The organism is Paraburkholderia acidiphila (genome assembly GCF_009789655.1).
Classification (GTDB): domain Bacteria; phylum Pseudomonadota; class Gammaproteobacteria; order Burkholderiales; family Burkholderiaceae; genus Paraburkholderia; species Paraburkholderia acidiphila.
The window spans coordinates 783,413-799,333 of the sequence record NZ_CP046911.1 but is presented as its reverse complement, the minus strand read 5'-3'; the positions used below and the strand labels follow the sequence as shown (position 1 = coordinate 799,333).

At 63.4% G+C, this 15,921-nt stretch carries 13 protein-coding genes; 6 read left to right on the top strand and 7 right to left on the bottom strand.

Going from position 1 to position 15,921, the window contains the following annotated elements; translation table 11 throughout:
• The first annotated feature begins 12 nt into the window (after positions 1-12).
• A complete protein-coding gene (locus FAZ97_RS27810; protein WP_158762446.1) occupies positions 13-1,929 on the top strand; it encodes an AAA family ATPase in 1,917 nt (638 codons plus the stop codon).
• A 31-nt stretch (positions 1,930-1,960) separates the two neighbouring features.
• Here the strand turns inward: FAZ97_RS27810 and FAZ97_RS27805 are convergent, their stop codons facing one another.
• Together FAZ97_RS27805 and gcvA are read right to left on the bottom strand one after the other, a co-directional pair.
• Complete coding sequence (locus FAZ97_RS27805; RefSeq protein WP_158761875.1) at positions 1,961-6,802, bottom strand: NAD-glutamate dehydrogenase; 4,842 nt, start codon at positions 6,800-6,802, stop codon at positions 1,961-1,963.
• A gap of 179 nt (positions 6,803-6,981) precedes the next feature.
• Positions 6,982-7,905: a transcriptional regulator GcvA gene (gene gcvA, locus FAZ97_RS27800; RefSeq protein WP_158761873.1), complete on the bottom strand. Its 924-nt coding sequence runs from the start codon at positions 7,903-7,905 to the stop codon at positions 6,982-6,984.
• A 187-nt stretch (positions 7,906-8,092) separates the two neighbouring features.
• On the opposite strand from gcvA, the gene FAZ97_RS27795 reads away from it, so the two are divergent.
• Together FAZ97_RS27795 and FAZ97_RS27790 are read left to right on the top strand one after the other, a co-directional pair.
• Entirely contained in the window at positions 8,093-8,797 is a 705-nt protein-coding gene (locus FAZ97_RS27795) for an SDR family oxidoreductase (RefSeq protein ID WP_158761871.1), read from the top strand.
• 7 nt (positions 8,798-8,804) lie between these two features.
• The gene (locus FAZ97_RS27790; protein ID WP_233271852.1) at positions 8,805-9,383 is read left to right on the top strand and encodes a pyridoxamine 5'-phosphate oxidase family protein; all 579 of its coding nucleotides are present in this window, start codon (positions 8,805-8,807) and stop codon (positions 9,381-9,383) included.
• A gap of 68 nt (positions 9,384-9,451) precedes the next feature.
• Here FAZ97_RS27790 and FAZ97_RS27785 read toward each other — a convergent pair whose 3' ends face one another.
• Complete coding sequence (locus FAZ97_RS27785; RefSeq protein WP_158761870.1) at positions 9,452-10,156, bottom strand: helix-turn-helix transcriptional regulator; 705 nt, start codon at positions 10,154-10,156, stop codon at positions 9,452-9,454.
• Between the two features lie 151 nt (positions 10,157-10,307).
• On the opposite strand from FAZ97_RS27785, the gene FAZ97_RS27780 reads away from it, so the two are divergent.
• Entirely contained in the window at positions 10,308-10,706 is a 399-nt protein-coding gene (locus tag FAZ97_RS27780; protein WP_158761868.1) for a VOC family protein, read from the top strand.
• 33 nt (positions 10,707-10,739) lie between these two features.
• On the opposite strand, the gene FAZ97_RS27775 is transcribed toward FAZ97_RS27780, so the two are convergent.
• Genes FAZ97_RS27775 through FAZ97_RS27765 form a run of 3 tightly spaced genes read right to left on the bottom strand, consistent with a single transcriptional unit; the run spans position 10,740 to position 13,273 of the window.
• Positions 10,740-11,840, bottom strand: coding sequence for an NADH:flavin oxidoreductase/NADH oxidase (locus tag FAZ97_RS27775; protein WP_158761867.1), 1,101 nt, complete (start codon positions 11,838-11,840; stop codon positions 10,740-10,742).
• 34 nt (positions 11,841-11,874) lie between these two features.
• Positions 11,875-12,480, bottom strand: a complete 606-nt coding sequence (locus tag FAZ97_RS27770; protein ID WP_158761865.1) for an NADPH-dependent F420 reductase — start codon at positions 12,478-12,480, stop codon at positions 11,875-11,877.
• A gap of 52 nt (positions 12,481-12,532) precedes the next feature.
• Entirely contained in the window at positions 12,533-13,273 is a 741-nt protein-coding gene (locus FAZ97_RS27765) for an SDR family NAD(P)-dependent oxidoreductase (RefSeq protein WP_158762444.1), read from the bottom strand.
• Positions 13,274-13,395: 122 nt separating this feature from the next.
• Here FAZ97_RS27765 and FAZ97_RS27760 point away from each other — a divergent pair, with 122 nt between their 5' ends.
• Entirely contained in the window at positions 13,396-14,286 is an 891-nt protein-coding gene (locus FAZ97_RS27760) for a LysR family transcriptional regulator (protein ID WP_158762443.1), read from the top strand.
• Between the two features lie 6 nt (positions 14,287-14,292).
• On the opposite strand, the gene FAZ97_RS27755 is transcribed toward FAZ97_RS27760, so the two are convergent.
• Positions 14,293-15,183, bottom strand: a complete 891-nt coding sequence (locus FAZ97_RS27755; RefSeq protein WP_158761863.1) for a LysR substrate-binding domain-containing protein — start codon at positions 15,181-15,183, stop codon at positions 14,293-14,295.
• Between the two features lie 101 nt (positions 15,184-15,284).
• On the opposite strand from FAZ97_RS27755, the gene FAZ97_RS27750 reads away from it, so the two are divergent.
• A complete protein-coding gene (locus tag FAZ97_RS27750; RefSeq protein WP_158761861.1) occupies positions 15,285-15,875 on the top strand; it encodes a LysE family translocator in 591 nt (196 codons plus the stop codon).
• Positions 15,876-15,921 lie beyond the last annotated feature (46 nt).

Here is a 15,921-nt window from a genome sequence, read left to right as displayed (position 1 = left end):
AGGAATAGATTCATGAAACCGGCAAGGAACTCGCGGTGGTCACGCTTTGGCCGATACATCGCGTTAGGTGTTTGCGCCGCCGCGGTCGCGGCAACGGCTGCCTTCTTCTACTGGCGGCATGACGCGAATGCTGTGCAGTCCCAGCCTGCGACGCCTGGCGGCGTCGCCAGCGAAATGCGGCACGATGCGTCGCCCTGGACGAAGCGCGAGAAAGATGCCTCGGAATTGCTGCGCGATATCAACGACCGCGATGTCGCCGCCATCGGTGTGAGCCGCGAAGCCATTCTCGTTTCGACGCTCAAAGGCGATAAGTATTATGTGGCCGACCATAACGGCGCGTTTGCAAACGCCCTGCTGCTCGGCGATCTGAAGCCGGGCGCCACGCCGCCCTGGCAGCTCGTCTGGCTGCCGCACGCCGACGTGCGCGTCGGCGCCGCGCGCTGGACCGAAGCGTTGGACCACCTGCGCGACGCGCTCAGTCTGCTGCTTCCCGTGCTGATGCTAGGCGGTCTGTTCTGGTTCATGCGCCGCGAAATGGGCGGCGGCGCGCAATTGCTCGGCGAGTCCCCCACGTTGCGCTTCGACGATGTGATTGGCGCGGGCGAAGCCAAAGCCGCGCTCGCCGACGTGCGCGCGTGGCTGACCGAGCCGGCGCAGTTCACCGGCATGGGCGTGCGCGCGCCATGCGGCGTGCTCATGACGGGTGGCCCGGGCGTTGGCAAGACGCGCCTCGCGCAGGCGCTTGCGGGCGAATGCGGTGCGAACTTCATCGCCATCACGGGCAGCTATTTCAGCGCGAAGTATTACGGCGTGGGCATTCAGAAGGTCAAGCGCCTGTTCGAACTCGCGCGCAAGAACGCGCCCACGGTCATCTTCATCGACGAGGCGGACGGCCTTGGCAAGCGCACCGATACCGGCGGCGGCCCTGTCGAGGCGGAAAGCAACCGCATCATCAACCAGCTGCTCGCGGAGATGGATGGGTTCGAATCGAACGAAGGCGTGATCGTCGTCGCCGCGACCAATCACCCGGACAATCTCGACGAAGCGCTGCGCCGCCCCGGCCGCTTCGACCGTACGGTGCAGGTGCGCCTGCCCGACCTGGAAGATCGCACCGAGATTCTGCGCTTCTACGCCGCCAATCTGAAGACAAAAGCCGACGACATCGATTTCGACCAGCTCGCGCGGCTGACTACCGGCCTTTCTCCGGCCACGCTCTCGATGATCGTGAATCAGGCGGGTCTCGTCGCGCGCAAGGCGGGCAAGCGGGAGGTCGCCGCGGTGGATTTTCTCGAGGCCATCAAGATTGCGCGCATTGGCGACGTGAACGGCGCCGAGCGCGCGCTTTCGGACGACGAGCGCACGCGCATTGCGATCCATGAAGCGGGACACGGCCTCGTCGCCGCCCTCCTCGGCACCGGCGTGCTCGAAGAAGTGACGATTTTGCCGCGCGGCGGCGCGTTGGGCGTCGCGCTGATCACGAAAATGCAGGACAAGTATCTGTATCGCGAAACGGAAATGCGCAACGAGATCCAGGTGCTCCTGGGCGGCCGCAACGCGGAACTTCTTATGTTCAACGAGGCATCGAGCGGCGCGGCGCAGGATCTGCAGGAGGCTTCCCGCATCAGCCTCGACATGGTGTCGAAGCACGGTTTCAACGCGGATGGCAATCTGTTCAGCCTCGCGGCGCTGCCACAGCAAGTCGCGGGCTTGCAGTTGAAGACCGCGATCGAGCACGCGAACGGGCTGCTGCACGAACTCAACGACGCGTGTTTCGCGTTGCTGCGTGCGAACGAGCCGGTGCTGCGCGCGATAGCCGATCAGTTGCTCGCGTCGGAGACCGTGCCCGGCGAAACGGTCTATCGCTTGATTCGCGAGCATGCGGCGGCCGTGGCGAGCACACATGCGCTGACCGAAGCGGCCGCCGCCTGAGCGGCCGCCCGGCACGCCGCCTTTCGGGTCCTCAGGCCCGTTCGAGCGCCGCCATCGCCCTGACGATGACGAGCAGCACGGAGAGACTCACGCCGGTGGAAGCACGCAGTTCCGTCAGCAGCTGCGCATAGCGCTCGAGCGCTGCCTCGTGCTGTGCGCACCATGCGTCCACGAGCGCTTGCGGATCCGCGGAATCGTCGCCTTGCGCAAGCACGCTCGTGGTGAGCGCGCGCTTGAGGTGCGCCACTTCGGCGAGCGCCGCCGCGCGCGCCATGGTGTCCCAATGTGTCGGCGTGGGCAACGTCGCCGCTCGCTCGCTGATCCAGCCGTAATTGAGCCGCGTGCCCAAGGCAAAATACGCCGCCGCAACGCGCTCGAGCGGCTGGTCGCACGCGGCGGCCACATCGGCAATGTCTAGCAGTGCTACTGAAATATCGCCGCTTGCCACGCGCAGCGCGAGCGCGTTTTCGACGCCCGCCTGCACAAGCTCACTCTGGCGTGCCAAGAGCGCTTCGAGATCCGCCTCGGGCAACAGCGTCGGCAATTGCGGCGCGAGGCGCTGCACGGCGTCGCGGCAACGCGCCAGCAGCGTGCTCACACCGTCGCTGCTAACCGCGGCCACCTGTAGATGGCGCGAGAACCATAGCGCCGCGCGTTCGAGCAGCCGCGCGATGGCGACGAACATGCGCGCCTGCACGTCGTCGGCCACGCGGTTGTCGAGCGCGTCGATGGCGCGCCAGATGGCGTTGAGGCCGAAGACGTCCAGCGCCATGATGCACGCGCGCACGATTTCGCCGGGCTGCGCGTCGGTTTCCTCCATCAAGCGGTGGACGAATTCGCAGCCCACGCGGTTCACCAGCGCGTTCGTCAGATGCGTCGCCAGGATTTCACGCCGCAGCGGGTGTCGATGCATCGGCTCGCTAAAGCGCTGCTGCAGCGGCTGCGGGAAATAATCGATCAGCAGGTCGGCCACGAGCGGGTCCTCCGGCACGGAGGAGTCGAGCAACGCATCGTAGAGCCACATCTTGCTGTACGCGAGCAACACGGCCCGCTCAGGCGACGTGAGCCCGAGCCTGGCGGCCTGGCGTTCGGCGATTTCGTCGTCGCTCGGCAGGAACTCGATATGGCGATTCAGACGTCCTGCCCGTTCGAGCCAGCGCATCAGGCGCGACTCGGCATCGAGCAGTTCCACGGCGTAGCGGCCCGCGATTGAAAGCGCCTGCGTCTGGTAGTAGTTGTCGCTCAGCACCAGCAGGCCGACTTCATCGGTCATTTCCGCGAGCAACGTGTTGCGCTGCTTCGTCGTCATCTCGCCGTCGGCCACCACGAGTCCGAGCAGAATCTTGATGTTCACTTCGTGATCCGAACAATCCACGCCTGCCGAGTTGTCGATTGCATCCGTGTTGATGTGGCCGCCGTGCTGGGCGAATTCGATGCGGCCGAGTTGCGTGACGCCAAGATTGCCGCCCTCGCCCACGACCTTGCAACGCAACTCCGAGCCGTTCACGCGCACGGCGTCGTTGGCGCGGTCGCCGACCTGCAGGTTGGTCTCGCGCGCGGCTTTCACATAAGTGCCAATGCCGCCGTTGTAAAGCAGATCGACGTTCGCCAGCAGGATCGCGCGGATCAACTCGGTTGGCGAGAGCGCCGCCGCCTCGATGCCGAGCGCCGTTCGTACCGCGGCCGAGAGCGGGATTGTCTTCATGGTGCGCGCGAACACGCCGCCGCCCGCTGAAATCGTAGCGGGATCGTAGTCGGCCCAGCTCGAGCGTTCGAGCGCGAAAAGCCGCGTTCGCTCGGCGAGGCTCACGGCCGGATCGGGGTTGGGGTCGAGGAAAATGTGCCGGTGGTCGAATGCCGCGACGAGCTTGATATGCGGCGAAAGCAGCATGCCGTTGCCGAACACGTCGCCCGACATGTCGCCGATGCCAACCACGGTGAAATCGGTGGCTTGCGTATCCACGCCCATTTCGCGGAAATGCCGCTTGACCGACTCCCACGCGCCGCGCGCCGTGATCGCCATCTTCTTGTGGTCGTAGCCCACCGAGCCGCCCGAGGCGAATGCGTCGTCGAGCCAGAAGCCGTATTCGGCGGAGATCGCGTTCGCGTAGTCGGAGAACGTAGCCGTGCCCTTGTCGGCGGCCACGACGAGGTACGGGTCGTCGGGGTCGTGGCGCACGACGTCGGGCGGCGGCACAATCGTGTTGTTCACGAGATTGTCGGTGAGGTCGAGCAGGCCGCGCAGGAAGGTCTGATAGCACGCGACGCCTTCGCGCATCCATGCTTCGCGCTCGCTCGCCGGCGGCGGGTTCTTCACGACGAAGCCGCCCTTCGACCCCACGGGCACGATCACGACGTTCTTCACCATCTGGGCTTTCATGAGGCCGAGCACTTCGGTGCGGAAGTCCTCGCGTCGATCCGACCAGCGCAGGCCGCCACGCGCAACGCGTCCGCCGCGCAAGTGCACGCCCTCCACGCGCGGCGAATAGACCCAGATCTCGAACATGGGTTTGGGCTCGGGCAGGCCGGGCACCTTCGACGGATCGAATTTGAACGAGAGCGAGGGCCGCTCGGCGCCATTGGCTTCGCGCCGGAAATAGTTCGTGCGCACCGTGGCGTTGATCACGCCGAGGAATTGGCGCAGGATGCGGTCTTCGTCGAGATTGGGCACCTGGTCCAGCGCGCTTTCGATGGCCTTGAGCATGAGCGCCGTGCGTTCCTCACGCGCCTCTGAATCACGCGGATCGAACCGGAGTACGAACAATTCGACGAACTGCCTTGCGATCGCGGGATTGCCGGTCAGCGCGCGCTCGATATAGGCATCGCTGAAGGTCGAGCCCACCTGGCGCAGATACTTCGCATAGGCGCGCAGGATCGTGACTTCGCGCACGCTCAGGTAGGCGCGCAGCACGAGCCGGTTGAAATCGTCGTTTTCGATGCGCGCGGTCCAGACGCTTTCGAACGCGTCTTCGAACAGGCTCTTCACGCGCTCGATATCGAATTCGGCATCGTCCGCGAGTTCGAGACCGAAATCGTGGACCCACGCAGGCTCACAGGACGGCGCCTCGATCACATAGGGGCGCTCTTCATCCACGCGCACGCCGAGATGTTCGAGCATCGGCAGGCTGCGCGAGAGCGCAATGGCGTCGCCCGCACAATAGACCTTGAAACGGAACGTACGCGGCCCCGCCTCGATGGGGCGATACAGATTCATGGCGATGCGCTGCGTTCCCTGCACGCGCTCGATCAGTTCGATGTCGCGTACCGCCGTGCGCGCGGGGTAGTCGTCGCGATAGCCGGGCGGAAACGAATCGGCGTACCGATGCAGCAGACGTGTGCCCTGCTCTTCGCCGAAGGCGTCGAGCAGCGCGTCGGCCAGATCGTCCTGCCAGCGGCGCGTGACCTGCACGAGCCGCGCTTCCAGTTCGTTCGTGTCGACTTCAGGCATCGTGCCGGGCTCGGCGTGCACGACGAAGTGAATCCGCGCGATGGCCGACTCCGAAAGCAGCGGCGTGAACTCCACGGAAACGCCATTGAACGCATCCACGAGCAGGTTCGCAATGCGCCGCCGCAAATCGGTGTTGTACTTGTCGCGCGAGACATACACGAGGCACGAAACGAAGCGATTGAACCGGTCGCGCCGCACGAATAGCCGCGTGCGCTGGTGTTCCTGCAAGCGCAGCACGCCAAGCGCGATGTCGAAAAGTTCGTCTTCACTCGCCTGCAGCAGCTCGTCGCGCGGATAGGTTTCGAGCACCGTCACCAGCGATTTGCCGAGGTGGCCTTTAGGCAGAAAACCCGCGCGCCGGACGATGTTTGCGCATTTGCGCCGCACGATCGGGATTTCGGCGGTGGACACCATATACGCGGTCGAGGTGTAGAGGCCCACGAAGCGGCGCTCGCCGCACACCTTGCCGTCCGCGCCGACGAGCTTCACGCCCACATAGTCGAGATAGCCGGGCCGGTGCACGGTCGCGCGCGAGTTTGCTTTCGTCAGGAAAATGGGCCATGCGCCGCTGATGATGTCTTGCGCCGCGGGAGGCAACGGCGTGATGTCAGGCGCATCCGGCGCGCGCAGCGATTCGCGCAGAATGCCGAGACCCGAACCTTCCACGCCGCGCAGGGCGTAACCGCCGTCGTGCGCAACCAGCGCGTAATCGCGTTGGCCGAGGAAGGTGAAATGGTCGGCCACCATCCATTCGAGAAATGCGCGCGCTTCGATGTCCTCGGCGCTCGTTTCGCGCGCTTTCATCGTCTTGATCGTCGTGCGCGCCGCTTCGAGGAGATTCGGCCAGTCTTCTACGGATGCCCGCACATCGCCAAGCACTTTGGTAATCTCGCGGCGCAATTCGTCGAGCTTTGCTGCGTCGCCGCAGCGATCGACTTCGAAATGGATGAACGAGGCGAGTTGCGACTGCCCCTCGCCTGCGTTGGCGCTGCCCTCGTCGACGCGCGCGATCGCGCCGTCCTTGTCGCGCCAGATGCGGAATACGGGGTGCAGCGCGGAATGCAGCGCGAGTCCCAGCCGGTTGACGGCCATGGAAACCGAATCGACGAGAAACGGCATGTCGTCGTTCACGATTTCGATGACCGTGTGGTCCGAGTGCCAACCGTGCTGTTCGAGGATCGGGTTGTAGACCTGCATGCGCTCGCTGCCCGGCACGAAGCGCTGAGCGGTTCGCCAATGGGCCATGGCCGCGCCGTAGAGGTCGGCAATGCTGCGGCTGCGCAGATCTTCAGCGTCGGCGAAATCGTAGTAGTGGCGCAGGAAGGGTTCGACGATCTGGAACGTAGGCTCGGGCAAACGCGCCCGCGCAAATTCCATGACGTCGGAGAGCAGATGGGCGACGAATTCTTCGTTCCTCGCTAGCATGACGAACTCCTTGGCGGATAGTCATCGACTGCATCGGCGGTTCGGTCATTATGCACCGGCAAGGTGATCGAACGATGAACGCGTGCGCACGACCTGCCCCACGACGAGGCGTTGCACGCTCGCGCGCTGCGTTGCAATGCGAATGTTGGCGCAGAATTTGCTGGCTGCGAACGCCCGCTTCAACGCGATAACGGTGCCGCTTTCGAAGCGCAATTGAATTGGGCAAGCAGCCAGGTGCGAAGCTTCTGGCTCGTTTCCCACCGGACGCTGGCCTGGGGGAGGACAACGTAATAGCCCAGCGACAGTGGCAACGAAAAGTCGAACAGGCGTTGCAACCTTCCGGCTGCGATATCGCGCTCAACGAGATGCTCGCTCGTGAGCGCGATGCCCTGCCCCGCGATGGCGGCGTCGATGGCCAGCGACGACTGGCTGAACTGCGGCCCTTTCAGCGTGCCGATGTCGCTTGTGCGGCCCAGCGCGTTGAAAAACTCCGGCCACAGATCATGAGAATCGTGCAGCAGCACATAATTTTCCAGGTCCGCGATTGTGCGCACGGGGTAGCCGGGCTTGAGCAGTTGCGGGCTGGCTACGGCGAACACCTGCAGCGGAAATAGCAGGTCGCTGACGAGACCTTTCGCGAACGGCGGCTTGCCGAGTCGAACCGCGATATCCACGCCATCGGACTTGAAGTTGCACAGCGCCGCGTCTGCAATAATCCGCACATCGATTTCCGGGTGCATCTCGCCAAACTCGGCCAGCCTCGGTATCAGCCATTTCGAAGCGAATGACGGCGTCGTGCTGATCGTGAGGGACGTCGAACGCCGGTTCAGCGCCTCGGTCGCGTCGGCGACGATCGTGAGCGCCCGTTGAACGGCAGCGAAGTAAGTTTGCCCCTCAGCCGTGAGGGCGAGACCGCGCGGCCCCCTTGCGAAAAGGGGCAAATTCAGGGCTTCCTCCAACACCCGTACCTGTTGCGCAACAGCGCCTTGCGTCACGCCGAGTTCCTCGGCCGCGAGCCGGAAATTGAGGTGCCGGGCGGAGGCGTCGAACGCACGGAGCGCATTCAGCGGCGGCAGTTGGCGTGGTTTCAATGAGTGCTTCAACGGATATATTGGCCATGGATGAGCCGGCAATTCGCCAACAGCCGTTCAATCGCGAGCCAGTAGTAATTTTATTGTCAGACTATAAGAAACATCATTCGACAATCCCATCATAACGCCATACAGTTTCTACACGAAGTCCCATGCGGCGCGGCTCAGCGGCGCTGAATCCATTCAAGGAGAGAGCAACATGGCAGTAGAAAAAGTAGCACTCGTCACGGCAGCCGGCAAGGGCATGGGCGCGGCAATCGCGCGCGAACTGGCAGCCAGCGGCTACCGTCTGGCCTTGATGTCGCCCTCCGGCAGCGCGGCCGAACTGGCGCGAGAGCTGGGTGGGTTCGGCTTTACGGGTTCGGTAACCGAGCCCGACTGTATCGACCGGTTCGTTCGCGAAACGCTCGAAAAGTACGGCCGCATCGATGCTGTGGTGAACAACACGGGGCATCCGCCGAAGGGCGATCTGCTTGCTATCGCCGATGAACAATGGCATCTCGGGCTCGATCTCATCGTGCTCAATGTCGCTCGCGTGCTGCGCCGCGTGACGCCGGCGTTTCTCGCACAGGGCGGCGGCGCGGTGGTGAATATCTCGAGCTTTGCCGCCGATGCGCCAGAACAGGCCATGCCGGTTTCCTCCGCGCTGCGCGCCGCGTTGAGTTCGTTCACGCGTCTCTACGCCGATCGCTACGCCAGGGACAATATTCGAATCAATTCCGTTTTGCCTGGATTTATCGACAGCTGGCCCGAAACGCCCGAGATCGTCGCTCGTATTCCGGTTGGCCGCTTCGGCAAGACACAGGAAATCGCGCAAACGGTCGCGTTTCTCTTGTCGGATGCCGCAGGGTACATCACGGGGCAAAATATCCGTGTTGATGGCGGTATCGTGCGTGGACTGTAACGCGACAATGGATCAGATCGTCGACGCGGTCTGGGCGCACCTGCACGCCGGCGCGAACGCCGGCAAGGAGCGCTCGCCCTTTACGATGCTGCAGGCCGCGACGATCGCCCTGGACGGTGCGCCCGCCGTGCGCACGGTGGTGCTGCGGCGCGCCTCTCGCGAGCAGCGTTCAGTCATGTTTCATACCGACGTGCGCTCTACGAAGGTGGCCGAATTGAGGCGCGACCCGCGCATCTCGCTGGTCGGCTGCGATCTCGACGGCGGCGTTCAAATACGATTGCATGGCGCTGCGAGAATCGTCGAGGCGCCGTCGGAAACGAGAGCGGTCTGGAACGCGAGCAGACCGCGAACGTTGATCGTCTACCGCACGCCGATTGCGCCCGCGACGCCGGTTGTTTCTCCGGCTGAAGCGCATGCAACGAAGCACGACGAGAATGTCGACCCATCCGCCGGCTTCGAGAACTTCTGCCTGATTGAAGTGAGCGTATCGAGCATCGACTACCTCGATCTAAATCCCTCGGGGCATATACGGGCCAGTCTCGTGTTTGAAGAAGGGAAATGGCGCGGGGCCTGGATAGCGCCTTAGTCGGCGAGAGGCTTGATGCCAAGATCCACGAAGGCATACAGGCGGCGACCGCCATGGACCGGGGCGAACTATTCCGAAAGATCGACGCCGCGCGATTCCTTCATATGTGCTTTCCACCGTGCCATCAGCACGCTTCTGCGCCCCTCATGCTCTTCCTCGAGAAAGGCGGCCTCGACAATCCGGTCTGTCCTGAAGTGACGAAACGCCTGACGCAATTCGCACCATGCAGCCAGTAGCCGGACTGCATCCGCGTAACCGATGAGCAGCGGCCATATGGTGCGTTCGCTCACGCGACCGAGTTCGTCGCGATAGCGGATTCGAAGCTTGCGACCCGCGCGAATCCACTCGCGAACCTGCGCGATGCTCAGCGTATCGACGCACAGCGATTGCGGCGGCGGCGTGCTGACTGTGGGCTCTGCAATGAACAACCTCAACGGATCCGGCAGTGCCGCCGCTATCTTTGCGATCAGGTCGCGCGCCGCTCTGGCCAGCGCCGGATCGCTTCGTTGCGCGACCCATTGCGCGCCGAGCACCGCCGCTTCCAGCTCATCTGGCGTCAGCATGAGGGGCGGCATGTCGTAATCACGATCGAGCACGTAGCCAATGCCTGCCTCACCTGAAACAGGAACGCGTTGCCCCATCAGATCGGCGATGTCGCGATAAACGGTCCGCATGGAGACCTCGAGTTCTTCGGACAGTACGCGCGCGGTTACCGGACGCTTCGCGCGTCGCAGAATCTGGATGATCTGGAAGAGTCGATCTGCTCGCCGCATGACGGAGTTTCGCTGCTGACAGCATGCTGGCAGCAGGCCTTTTGTAGGATGCCGGAAGGTCGTCTACCGCTTCGGCGGTGACGTGATCGCCGGGCGCGGGGCTTGTCAAAGCCACGCCCGGCTACGGGTTCAACTGCTAAAGGACACAAAAATGGACTTCGTCTCCGCTCGCATTATCACCGATGACATCAAGCGGCTTGTGCGATTCTATGAGGACATCGGGCTGCAGGCAGTCTGGTACACAGAGGATTTCGCCGAACTGTCCACCTCCACCTGCGCGCTTGCGATTGGCAGCAAGCGCACCATGGACATGTTCGGTGCGGGCGCCGCGACACCAGGAAGCAATCGCTCGCTCATTCTCGAATTCCATGTGCACGACGTCGACGAGGCATACAGCACGCTCGAAGCCTGCCGCAAGGACGTCGTCCAGGCGCCCACCACCCAGCCCTGGGGCAATCGTTCGCTGCTGTTTCGGGACCCGGACGGCAATCTGGTCAACTTCTTCACGCCTGTCAGCCCGGAGGCAATCCGCAAATACAGGAAGGCATGAGTTGACGGTTCGAATGCGAGTGACGAGACCGACTCAAACGAACAGCTTGCGCAGCCGACTGGGTTGAGAGCGAAGATACTGGTTCGGCGCTTTCACTTGCGCCCCGAAGTGGGCGGCAGCGTGCCAAGGCCAGCGAGGGTCGAAAAGCACGGCCCGGGCAAGCGCGATGAGGTCGGCGTCTCCCGCGCTGAGAACGGACTCGGCTTGTTCGAACTCCGTGATCATGCCGACGGCGACGACGGGGAGCGTCGTCGCCTGCTTGATTGCCCGCGCGAACGGAACCTGATAGCCAGGCCCGACCGGAATTTGCGCGGCCGGGCTCGACCCGCCGCTCGAGACGTTGATCGCGGCACAGCCCCTTGCCTCCAGTGCCTGGACAAAGGCGATCGCGTCCTGCAGGGACCACCCGCCCTCCGCCCAATCCGTAGCGGATACCCGCATCGTCACGGGGCGATCGGGTGAAAACGCGTCTCGCACGGCTTCGAAAACCTCGAGTGGAAAGCGCATTCGATTTTCCAGTGAGCCGCCGTATTCGTCGTCCCGGTGGTTTGAAAGGGGCGAGAGGAATTGATGGAGCAGATAGCCGTGGCCGCCGAGTATTTGAATGAAATTCAACCCAAGCCGCGAGGCGCGTCGCGCGGCGGCCGCGAAGGCGTCGCGGATGGCGGCCAGACCATTGCGATCCAGGGAGGTGGGAGGTGTCTCCCCGGCTGCAAAAGCGACCGGGGATGGGCCGTACGTGCTCCATCCATTTGCGTGGCCAGATGGGATCTGTGCGCCGCCGTCCCATAACTTTTGCCGAGACCCTTTTCGGCCCGCATGGTTGAGCTGGATGCCAACGGGCGTGTCCGACCATCGCCGCACGCTCTGAAGCACGCGTGCCATCGAGACTTCGCACGCGTCCGAGTAGAGCCCCACGTCACCGTAACTGGTGCGTCCCTCGGGGGTGACCGCCGTCCCCTCGATGGTTAGCGCCGCCGCACCTGAAATGGCCAAATGACCGAGGTGCATCAGGTGCCAGTCGCTCATCTGCCCTTCTTCGGCCGAGTATTGGGCCATCGGGGCGATCACGATGCGGTTGGCTAAGTTCAGGTTGCCGACCTGTATCGGCGTGAACAGCGTTGGGTGACTCATAACCGCTCCGTCCGGCGCGTTTGCGCGCCGTCTATCAGTCGAACTTGACCAGATCCTGGAAGATGAGCTGGGCCCACGTGTTGCCGCGTGCCTGGACCAGGAGACCGCCCTCGCCTATCTTCCCGAGTTCGACCGGCGCGAAGCCGAGTCGGTTGACGAGCGCCGACACCGAGGCGCTCGCCGCGTCGTCGTCGCTCGCGACGAACACGACCCGCCGGCCGCCATGCGGCGGCGTCGGTCCCTGTGCCAGCGTGGCGGCTGGCAAGTGGTTGAACGCCTTCACCAGCTTCGCGCCCGGAAACGCTTTTGCCACGGCCGCGCTCGAAGGTAAACCGTCCAGCTCCTTCACAGGGACGCCGTACGCGTTCATTGCGTCGATCACGATTTTCCCCTGCCAGCTTTTAGCAGCCCGTGCGACGTCTTCGTGCGCACCGAAAGGGACAGCCAGGATGACAACGTCAGCCTTGACCGCGTCCTCGATCCGCTGTGGAACGAGCGACGGCCCGATTTGCGCGGCGAGCGCGTCCACCGGCCGCCTGCCCGCCACGGCTACCTTGATGGCCTGATCGGCGAAAGCCTGCGCGATGGCGGTGCCAATCTTGCCAAGCCCGATGATTGCGTAGCTCGTTGAATTTTCCATTAGTCATCCTCTATAAATTGAAGATCGCAGTGGGACCGTCGACCCTCTTTGCTCAGACCTGGCCGATGCCGCCGTCATTCATCAGATCCGCGCCCGTCATATAGGAGCTCTGGTCGGAAGCGAGAAAGAGCGCAGCGCTTGCCATCTCCTCGGCTCGGGCGAGTCGGCCGATCGGGACCATGCTCTTGTACATGCTCACCAGGTCCTCGCGTGTCGCCGACTGGGCGTCGAGAATCGGGGTGTCGGTGACACCGGGACTGAGCATATTGACGCGAATGCCGCGATCCTTGAATTCGGCGGCCCAGGTGCGGGCATAGGAACGCAATGCGGCCTTGGTCGCCGCATAAGCGGTATGGCCAGGAATGCCCATCACGTGCATGGCCGACGAAACCAGAATGATCGATCCACTGCCTGTCATCATCGGCAGCAGCTTCTGCACCAGAAAAACGGGGCCACGCGCCATGAGATTGAATGCCTTGTCGAAATGCTCGGGCGTGATGGTGTCGATCGAAGCCTGCTCGGTATAGCCCGCATTCGACACAATGATGTCGACGACACCCTTTTCGTTCCTGACGGCTGCTGCGACGCGGTCGAGGTCATCGAGGTCCGCTGCGTCGGCCTGGATAGCGGTTACGTTGCGTCCGATCAGATTGACGGCCTCGTCGAGCTGGCCTTGCCGGCGGCCGAAGATAAAGACATGAGCGCCTTCGGCGACGAACCGCTGCGCGATCGCCAGGCCGATACCCGTTGTTCCGCCGCTAACGACGGCAACCTTTCCTGCGAGAGTGGACATTGGAACCTTCTGCCTGATGGTGAACGGTAGTGCCATCGTAATTCCCGCCCCTGCGAATGATAATTAGCGGAGTTATCATAAGATTCATTCTCCGAAAGAATAGGTTGCACGAGAGACCTGCAATGGATCGGTTTCACGAATTGAACGCCTTCATTGCCGTTGTCGAAGCGGGTGGTTTTTCCGCCGCGGCGCGCAGAACCGGCGAGTCGCAGTCCGCCATCAGCAAGGCGATCGGCGCGCTGGAGAAGCGCCTCGGCGTGCTGCTGTTCAACCGAAGCACACGCAGCGTGACGTTGACGGACCAGGGGCAGAAATACTATGAGCGGACCAGGCCGTTGCTGGAGGAGATCGAACTGGCCGACAGCGAAGTGACCCGCAGTACGCTGGACGTTTCAGGCCTTGTCCGGATCGCCGCCGCTTCGACGTTCGGCCGCCTGCATGTTCTGCCGCTCATTCCCGAACTGCTTTCGCGCCATTCAGGTCTTCAGGTCGATCTTGTGTTGTCGGATTTCGTGCGCGATATGGTGGAGGATCGTATCGATCTCGCGATTCGAGTGGGCGCCGTCAACGATCCGGACTCGGTCGTCAGGCGTATCGCCAGCACGCCGCTGGTCTGCGTCGGATCGCGGCGCTATTTCGAGCAACACGGCATACCGAAGGACCCTGTGGAGCTCGCCAATCATAATTGCCTGCTTTATGGCGGTCTGCTGGAATCAGCGAACTGGCCGTTTCACGGGCCGCGCGGCCGGTTCAGCGTACCGGTGCGAGGCAATCTGTCGTCGAATAGCGTCGAGACGATACGATCAGCCGTGCTCGCGGGTGTGGGAATCGGACTCTTTGCGAAGCTCTCGCTGGCCGACGAACTCAAGCATCCCGACATCGTGACCGTGCTCGACGAATTCATTGGGGACGCCCGCGATGTGAGTATCGTCTGGCCGAGGCGCCGTTTCGTGCCTGCGCGAGTGCGCCAGGTCACCGACTTCTTTGCGGCGGCGCTGCCGCAGCGCTTGTAGGGTACGTCACGCCATCTTCAGTGGCTGAGCGCGCCGAGTGCCTGCGTCATGTGCCATCGATTCGCGCACGTAGCGCGCGAATTCCTGTGCTGCGGGTTGAACCGTCGCTGGAAATCGCAGGCAGATCGCGAATTCGGGCAGCGCGGGCAAGCCTGCTGCCTGAGGCGTGAGCGTTTGCACATCGTCCGGCACAGTCGAGGCGAGCCAGGTCGTGATCGCGAGGCCCGCGCGCACCGTCGCAGCGGTCGCCTCGATGTTGCCGCTCTCGAACACTGTGCGCCACGCAATGCCCTTGTCCGCGAGCGCGCCGAGTACCACCTGCCGGAACGCACAATGCTCGTCCACCATCGAGAGCGGCAACGGCCGCTTCTGCCACGCATCGCTGCCGCGCCCATTGACCCACACCAGGGGCTCGACGCAGACCACCTCGCCTTGCGCTTCGCTCGCGACACATTCGAGCAACGCCACGTCCACGTGCCCGCTGTCGACTGCATCGCCGAGCTCCGGTGAAGCCGCGCAGACCAGCGATAAGTCGACGTGTGGATGGGCTGCCGCGAATGCCTTCAGCGCGGGCGAGAGCCGCGTCACGAGGTCGTAAGGCACGCCCACGCGCATGGCGCCACGCAGCGACTGGCCGGTCATGTCGGCCCAGATTTCGTCGTTCAGCCGCAGCAGTTGGCGAGCTTTCGCGAGAAATGCCTCACCCTCGCGCGAAAGCGCCAGCTTGCGCGTCTTGCGTACGAATAACAGGCAATCCAGCACGTCTTCGAGGCGCTTCACCTGCTGGCTCACGGCGCCTTGCGTCATGTGCAGCAAATTGGCGGCGACGGTCATGCTGCCGCTATCGGCAACGGCAACGAACGTACGAATCAGATCGAGGTCCAGGTTACGGCTCATCTATGCATTATTCCGCGTAATGGCGCGCATCAATATTATTACCTTTCAGGATGCGTCGTCGATCCGTACAGTGCAGATCTCACTCACGCGGATGTGCATCCATGACCTCGATTCTGCCGCTCGTACTCTTCGTCGCCGTCTCGACCGTTACGCCCGGCGGAGCGACCACGCTCGCCACCGCCTCGGGCGCACGCTTCGGCTTCGTTCGCTCGATCCCGCTGATGCTCGGCATCGCGCTAGGCCTCGCCTTGCTCGCTGCGGTCGCCGCGCTTGGGCTTGGCGGTCTGCTGATCGCGCTGCCTTCGCTGCAAACGGCGGTGAAAGCCCTCGGCACCGCGTATCTGCTGTGGCTCGCGTGGCGCATCGCGCGCAGCGGGCCGCCAGGCGCAGGCAATGGTCCCGCGCGCCCGGTTACGCTCGTGAACGGTTTGCTGCTGCTCTGGCTGAACCCGAAAAGCTGGGCAATGACGGTCGGCGCGGCGGCGTCGTTCGCGCTACTCGCAAGCAGTCCGAACCGCCTGGCAATATTGTTCGCCACCGCGTTCGGTGTGGCTGCATGCGCGTCGCTCGCGCTGTGGTGCGCGCTCGGCGTGCTGCTCGCACGGTGCTTTCGAACGCCGCGTCACTGGCGCATGCTCAATCTCGCAATGGGCGTGCTGCTCGCAGCATCCCTCATTCCGGCCTGGCGATGAGCATGCCTTCGGCAAAAGTCATCGCCCAGGCGGGAGAGCCGCAACG

Bases quoted from the DNA above. Each gene is read 5' to 3' on its own strand.
- FAZ97_RS27760 (WP_158762443.1), top strand. From the start codon at position 13,396: ATGGATCGGTTTCACGAATTGAACGCCTTCATTGCCGTTGTCGAAGCG.
- FAZ97_RS27805 (WP_158761875.1), bottom strand. From the start codon at position 6,802: ATGCTAGCGAGGAACGAAGAATTCGTCGCCCATCTGCTCTCCGACGTC.
- FAZ97_RS27795 (WP_158761871.1), top strand. From the start codon at position 8,093: ATGGCAGTAGAAAAAGTAGCACTCGTCACGGCAGCCGGCAAGGGCATG.
- FAZ97_RS27765 (WP_158762444.1), bottom strand. From the start codon at position 13,273: ATGTCCACTCTCGCAGGAAAGGTTGCCGTCGTTAGCGGCGGAACAACG.
- FAZ97_RS27770 (WP_158761865.1), bottom strand. From the start codon at position 12,480: ATGGAAAATTCAACGAGCTACGCAATCATCGGGCTTGGCAAGATTGGC.
- FAZ97_RS27755 (WP_158761863.1), bottom strand. From the start codon at position 15,183: ATGAGCCGTAACCTGGACCTCGATCTGATTCGTACGTTCGTTGCCGTT.
- FAZ97_RS27810 (WP_158762446.1), top strand. From the start codon at position 13: ATGAAACCGGCAAGGAACTCGCGGTGGTCACGCTTTGGCCGATACATC.
- FAZ97_RS27750 (WP_158761861.1), top strand. From the start codon at position 15,285: ATGACCTCGATTCTGCCGCTCGTACTCTTCGTCGCCGTCTCGACCGTT.
- FAZ97_RS27785 (WP_158761870.1), bottom strand. From the start codon at position 10,156: ATGCGGCGAGCAGATCGACTCTTCCAGATCATCCAGATTCTGCGACGC.
- FAZ97_RS27790 (WP_233271852.1), top strand. From the start codon at position 8,805: ATGGATCAGATCGTCGACGCGGTCTGGGCGCACCTGCACGCCGGCGCG.
- FAZ97_RS27780 (WP_158761868.1), top strand. From the start codon at position 10,308: ATGGACTTCGTCTCCGCTCGCATTATCACCGATGACATCAAGCGGCTT.
- FAZ97_RS27775 (WP_158761867.1), bottom strand. From the start codon at position 11,840: ATGAGTCACCCAACGCTGTTCACGCCGATACAGGTCGGCAACCTGAAC.